This is a genomic window from Candidatus Aquicultor sp., assembly GCF_054640775.1.
On record NZ_JBTSLF010000145.1, the window covers coordinates 1 to 6523 of the forward strand.

General features: G+C 51.7%; 7 protein-coding genes and 1 tRNA gene. 2 read left to right on the plus strand and 6 right to left on the minus strand.

Features of this window, described 5'->3' with window-relative positions; all coding sequences use genetic code 11:
• From ACYC56_RS11070 to ACYC56_RS11085, 4 genes are all read right to left on the minus strand, one after another.
• Nucleotides 1–626 (minus strand): acylphosphatase (locus ACYC56_RS11070; protein WP_461374239.1); only part of this gene is annotated, 626 nt, incomplete at its 3' end.
• A gap of 3 nt (nt 627–629) precedes the next feature.
• The gene (lepB, locus tag ACYC56_RS11075) at nt 630–1160 is read right to left on the minus strand and encodes a signal peptidase I (RefSeq protein ID WP_461374240.1); all 531 of its coding nucleotides are present in this window, start codon (nt 1158–1160) and stop codon (nt 630–632) included.
• A 248-nt stretch (nt 1161–1408) separates the two neighbouring features.
• On the minus strand, nt 1409–1975 hold the full coding sequence (locus ACYC56_RS11080) for an ANTAR domain-containing response regulator (protein WP_461374241.1): 567 nt from the start codon (nt 1973–1975) through the stop codon (nt 1409–1411).
• 2 nt (nt 1976–1977) lie between these two features.
• Nucleotides 1978–3396, minus strand: coding sequence for a sensor histidine kinase (locus ACYC56_RS11085; protein WP_461374242.1), 1419 nt, complete (start codon nt 3394–3396; stop codon nt 1978–1980).
• A 216-nt stretch (nt 3397–3612) separates the two neighbouring features.
• Here ACYC56_RS11085 and ACYC56_RS11090 point away from each other — a divergent pair, with 216 nt between their 5' ends.
• Nucleotides 3613–4752 carry a hypothetical protein gene (locus ACYC56_RS11090; RefSeq protein ID WP_461374243.1) on the plus strand — a complete coding sequence of 380 codons (1140 nt, stop codon included), beginning with the start codon at nt 3613–3615 and terminating at the stop codon, nt 4750–4752.
• A 38-nt stretch (nt 4753–4790) separates the two neighbouring features.
• Here the strand turns inward: ACYC56_RS11090 and ACYC56_RS11095 are convergent, their stop codons facing one another.
• Entirely contained in the window at nt 4791–5501 is a 711-nt protein-coding gene (locus ACYC56_RS11095; RefSeq protein ID WP_461374244.1) for an Ada metal-binding domain-containing protein, read from the minus strand.
• A gap of 303 nt (nt 5502–5804) precedes the next feature.
• On the opposite strand from ACYC56_RS11095, the gene ACYC56_RS11100 reads away from it, so the two are divergent.
• A tRNA-Leu gene (locus tag ACYC56_RS11100) sits at nt 5805–5888 on the plus strand.
• A gap of 98 nt (nt 5889–5986) precedes the next feature.
• Here the strand turns inward: ACYC56_RS11100 and ACYC56_RS11105 are convergent.
• A partial coding sequence (locus tag ACYC56_RS11105) for a PP2C family protein-serine/threonine phosphatase (RefSeq protein ID WP_461374245.1) occupies nt 5987–6523 on the minus strand: 537 nt, incomplete at its 5' end.

Sequence of the window (6523 nt, forward strand, 5' to 3'; positions counted from 1 at the left end):
AGCTCTCTGGCCGTTTCCATATCGCCGTCCAGCGGCCCCCCATCGGTAGCTGTAAGGAGCACCTTTGGACCGCATACTGGGCAGGCATTCGGCTCTGCATGAAAACGCCTGTTTAGAGGATCGGTGTACTCTGCCGCACAGTCCTCGCACAGCTCAAAGGCATGCATGGACGTATTTTTGCGGTCGTAAGGAGCTGTACGCGTAATAGAAAAACGGGGGCCGCAGTTTACGCAGTTGGTAAAGGCATATCCGTACCTGCGGTCGCCGGGGTCTCGATACTCTCGCAGGCAATCGGCGCAGGTGCCGACATCCGGCGGAATGGATATCTCGGTATCGGGTGCGGCCTTGCTTTCGTGGATAAAAAAGGCGCTAAACCCCTCGGATTCCACGTCGCGTGCCGTAAAGTTCTCGATAGTCGCAAGCGGCGGGGGTGAGGTGCGAAGTCGTTCCTGAAATGATGCAATGGTCTCTTTGGGGCCTTCAAGTCGTAAGGTAACACCGGCGGTTGTGTTGATGACCCAGCCGTTGAGGCCCAGGGTAGATGCCAGTTTATAGACATGGGGACGAAAGCCCACACCCTGGACGGTGCCCGTGATGTGAATCTCTACCGCGCCGTGTTCTTTCACGATCTATTTAAGCACTTTCAAATGATTGAGCGGCCAAAATACGCAGACGGCTTTCGCAATCACGTTTTCCTCCGGGACAAAGCCCCATTCGTGGCTGTCGTAGCTCTCATTACGGTTATCCCCAAGGAAAAATAGCATACCTTCCTTTACCTTGACCGGACCATACGGGTACTGGGGCGTGCTCGCTGCATCGACTTTGTAGGTCTTGCCGTTTACATACAACACACCATCACGGACTTCCACCGTATCACCGGGAAGCCCGATCAACCGCTTTACATAGGGGGCAGCATCGGGGTCGGCGTTGACCCGCGTCGGTACCTTAAAGACAACGATATCGCCACGATGCGGTTCTTCAAAATAATACAATGCTTTTACAGTGAATATACGGTCACCGGGGGCAATTGTGGGATCCATCGACCCGGTCGGGACCAGCCTAGGCTCCGCCACTGCCGTCCGAATACCAAACGCCAGCACAAACGCGATGACGGCCAAAAATATAAACTCGCTCAACGTCTCCCAAAATCGACGTGCCATGTACACAACACCTTTCTCATCCATACCGGCACCAACCTGTCTTTAGGATCTTAGGCACCCGATTTATTTAAATATACATCCATCCCCGTTATATATCCAACACTAACAAGAACCACCAACAAGAACGAATGTCCCCGGGTATCCGGACTATAATAATCCGCAAACAGCCCTCACACTAGTTAATACCCAAACCAACCAACCTTTAGCCGCTAAAGGCCAACGGTCTACTATCAACCTTTGCTTGTCATTTATTCACCCAAAACAGTTTCGGCTACTTGTTTAAGCGAGAGTTGCTTGTCCATGCTCCACTTCTGGAGCTGCTTGAACGCATCGGCCTCGTTGAGCCCGTGCTCTTTCATGAGCACCCCTTTAGCCCGCTCGACTATCTTACGCACTTCAAGCCGCTCTTCAAGGCTTTTGACCTGGCCCTCGAGCTCTTTCATCTCAAGAAAACGGCTTCGCGCAACCTCGATCGCGGGCAACAGGTCGGATTTATCGAAGGGTTTTACGAGGTACGCCATCGCGCCCGCTTTAATCGCCTCTTCAACCAGGGTTTTCTGGCTATAAGCGGTAAGCATGACCACAGGGCATATACCCGCAGCCGTTATCGCCCTCGCCGCTTCGACACCGTTCATCCCGGGCATCTTGATATCAAGGATGGCCAGGTCGGGGCGTAAGGTTTCAGCAAGCTCGAGCGCCGTTTCTCCATCCCAGGCCTCGCCAACGACCGCATGGCCGAGTTCGACCAGCATCTCTTTTAAATCGAGCCTGATTATCGCTTCGTCTTCGGCTATCACTATCCGCAACCGCGCCATCGCTACTCCTTACCCGCCTGCTCTACCGGCACTTTTATCGTGACCTTAGTGCCGTTCTCGCTTTGCATATCCCAGGTCCCGCCAAGCTCATCCGTTACCAACGTGTGCACTATCTGCAACCCTAAATTGCTATTCTTACCGATATCGAAACCCGCCGGCAACCCCGTACCGTCATCGCTCACGGCCATCGTGAGCGTTTTGCCGCGCCTCTCAAGCGAGATGACGATTTTCCCGCTATTGCGCCCCTCAAAAGCGTGTTCGACTGCGTTTTGCACAAGCTCTGTCAGGACAAGCGCGAGCGACGTCGCCATCGGGGATGGGATCTGTCCGCCCGCACCCCTGGTCATTATAGTTATCTTCTTATCCGGGCGCACCAGACTACTCTGAATCATCCCGGTTATGTTGCCTGCGATTTCTTTAAAATCGAGCGTGCCGCTGCCGCTTTGCGAGAGTATTTCATGGACGACCGCGATGCTCGAAATACGCCCGACGCTCTCAAGAAGCGCTTGGCGTGCCTCCGGCGTCTCCATCCTGCGCGACTGCAACCGTAATAGGCTCGCTATCGTCTGCAGGTTGTTTTTCACCCGGTGGTGGATCTCCCTGATCGTCGCCTCTTTTATCTTGAGCTGCAGCTCGCGCGCTCGCACATCCGTGACGTCGCGAATAATCGCGACTACGCCCTTGACATGTTCTTTTTCAATCAGCGGGATGGCCCGCTTGATAACCGTCATGTCCTTCTCGGTCACCTCGCGCCGCACCGCTTTTCTATCCTCAAGCGCACTTAAGACCGGCGTCTCATCCAACCCTATCTTATAAATCGACTCGCCCACGAGCGCATCGACGCCCAGGCGCCGGTAAATCATGACCGCATTCGGGCTGGCATAGGTGATAATCCCATTGAAGTCCACCCGCAGCAGCCCGTCACCCGCCTCCTTCGAAGACGGAAAATTAATCCCAGTATCAACGCCGGCCTCTATCATCTCGATAAGGTCGTCCGCCGACGCCATGTACATCTGCTCCATCTCGCTCGGCCGCCACTCCTCCGGGGAACGCCGCTCGCTCGTCATGACCGCGATAACCTTTGCCCTCTCCCTTATCGGGATGGCGCAAATCCTGATAACGGCATCGTTAAACTCGCCGTATCGTTCCTCGACACGCACGCCGCGTCTAAATGCCTTGGTTATCGCTTCAAGGGGATGTTCGAAGACCTGACCGATGATGTTATCGGGGCGTACGGATATCGAGGTATTCGGCTTAGCCGCCGCCACTGCTACAACACCGGCCTCGGCCGGGCAGTAAATAACGATGTCCGAATAACTTAAATCAGCGATGAGTTGGATATTTTTGCCCAGCGCTTCGATCTTTTTTATCTGCTGATCGCTTAACCCAGCGACCTTAAGAAACGGATTTGCCAATTGCAAATGACTTCCTCCACAGAGGGCTAAATTGAGCCCCTTTTACCCTTATGATTCTAGCATTTTACCCGCGTTTTTGCACGTCCGCGCGCTACTGGACGCCAAACGTGAGCTTGCCCCATATACCATCGCTCACCAGGCGTTTATCGTTGCGCATCGGTGGTTAAATCATTATACTTGCAGGCATGTGTCAATTTAGAGTCTGGTTGCTGCGAGGTACAAGTGTTTATAGCTAGAACGGCCAACCCGAAGAACCATGTCAAAGCACTTATCGTAGGAATTTTCATCACTGTTGTCGCATCGCTGTACCTTTTTGGGGCAAAGGTCATCGCCCAGTCACCCACGCACAAGAGCATGGCCGCCCAGAGCATGCAACGCACGTTACACCGGTACTCGACTATCCACGAGAAACCAACACCCACAACGAGTGATACTGTAAATAATCTCGTAAATACAACGACCGCCCTTGCAATGAATATTAATCACAACACCGAGGTAGCGCGGGGCTCGTCACACAAGGCCGCCGCCTTATCAAAGACAACAAAAGTTCAGCCGCCCAAACCATCCTATCATATTGGTCAAACACGCGGTTTTAGCATTTACGACGACAAAGGCCGCAAAGAAAGAACGTTGAAAGCCAAGCTGCTGGCGGACGGAAAGCACACCTATATCTGGGTGGATTCCACGAAGTACATTCCGAAGAATACCCTATCAAAGCTGATCACGCGATTCGATAAGGGCATCTACTCGCGTGATATGGATTGTTTCAGCAACGCATCCGGGCGCAAGCGCGCAAAGTACGTCAATATCCTGATAACCGACCTTAATGGCCTGGACGGCTACTTCGACGCAAACGACCTCTCGGGACAAAACAAGATGAAGCTCCTGTATCTGGATGGGGATCTTATTAAAACCACGCCGGGCGAGGCGTACAACACGCTCGCCCACGAGTTCGAGCACCTGCTGTTCTACTTGAGCAACGGCGCCGACGTCGAGTGGCTCGACGAGGGCATGGCCGTCTACGCCGAATACATCAACGGCGGCTTCCCCACCACCTACGTCGACGATTACCTGCGCGACCCGAACGTCAACCTGGCAACCGGCTTCACTACCGACGACAACAACTCCTACGGCGCCGCCTTCCTCTTCGTCGCCTACGCCGCCAACCAGGTCACCCAATCCCACGCCTCCATCCCGAAATTCACCCGCGCCCTCATCGAAAACTCCCCCAAAGGATTAAACGGCGTAAACATCGTCCTCCACCGCTACAGCAAAAACCGCTACAAAGACTCCTACGGCGAGATATACAAACCCCAACAACTCGTCAACTTCGGAACCAAACTACAAAACAAAGCCCAATAGCCACCAAGAGACATATCGTTTCTTTCGATTTAGTAACGTTATTCTGGTGGATTGCACCTGCTACACGGTGTATATCCTTGCGCCTGTGCATCAGAGAGACTAATGGGAATATCGCTTCGGCTTAAGTATTGGCAGCCTGCACTATGATACTTTTCACCAGTTCTTGTGATATGAACAGTGACATCTGAACCGGCCGATTGTTGATTACCTTGAGGTGCAACTGTAGTTGGAGGTGCATAGCCCGGTGGTTGGCATACTTTACATGCCCTATATCCTTTGGCTTGGGCGTCTTCAGCTGAGCTAAACCAGATGAGGTTTCCTGGATTGATTTGATCTACATAAGTGCAACTTGGATAATGGTAGACATTTGATTTGATGCTTCCAGCGAATTCGCCTGCAGGTGCTGCTGTAGTGTTTGGTGTTTGCGGTGCGGTAGTTGCGGTAGTCAGTGCGTTAGTCGTTGGGGACACATTGGTTTGTTCAACAGCCTTCTCTGTCGAAATAGAGCCTTGAGATAAATCCGGTTGCTGTTGGTCCGATGAGCATGAAGTCAGGGCCATTAGTGAAATAAATACGATAGCAGCAGTTGCAATAATCTTTACTGCTTTAGGCCAAGTGATTTTCTTCCATGCTTGCCAAGCACCTATTATAGGCCCTAAAATGATTGCTAAAACTATCCCCCACCAGGTCTTATACCATACTCTCTGTTGAAATTCGCCTTTGGGCTCAAGTTGCTTATCGTTACCCACAATACACTCTCCTTATTAGCCTAGCGATAGAAGTAACTATAATATACCCATTACTTACGTCAAACGTGAAGCGTTATGGTAAATTTTATAATTTCGTGCGCACATCATCCTTATTCTTAAGGCTCGTTTGAAGCGTAATTAAAACTATTAAGCAGACTTTTAGTTTTGTACACATCGTTAAGCATAAGGCCAAGAAACCACCATATTTCGCGGTGTTGTATAACCGCGCTGGTTTCGCTATAATTTTAGAGTCAAAACAAGTGCTAGACTTTAGCGAAACAGCTGCTAAATGCCATGATTAATGCCGGAGTGGCGGAATAGGCAGACGCGCTGGTCTCAAAAACCAGTGAGGGTAACCTCATGCCGGTTCGATCCCGGCCTTCGGCACAAAAAAAGACCGCCCATCGGCGGTCTTTTTTTTATTTATCCTAAGCTAATCGTTTACTTCCTCAGCTTTTACACATGTTTTACTTTAGCTTTTACGTTCAGCTGATCGTCCTGATATCAACCACATTATCCGGCTTATCCAACCGCTCTTCATCCAATAATCCCTCATTAAGCTCATCATCAGCCTGCTCGCTTATCTCGTTGCTTACCTCACGATCGAGGCCCACCGCGATAACCGCGATGTCGTCGTTGAGTTTGCCGTGGGCGAATGATTGGGCGGCTTCGACGAGCCTATCGGGGATGGTGGCGATTTCGGGGTCGTCCAGCGCCAAGAGGGCTGCGCTTATACCGTCCTCGCCGAAGAAATCGTTGTCGTGGCGCGCTTCAAGCAGGCCGTCGGTATAGAGCAAGATGACTTCTCCATTGGATAGTTTTTCAGTGCTATTCTCATATTCGGTATCATCGAGAACGCCGAGCGGCATCGAACCGATGCGCATCTGCCGCACCGAATGCTCTTTGTAATTGGCGATAATCGGCGCCGGATGTCCCGCGCTCGAACAGACGATATCCCCGGTCAATGGATCGATTGTGATATATGCGATGGTTATGAATTGCCCCGACGCCATCTGGGACGT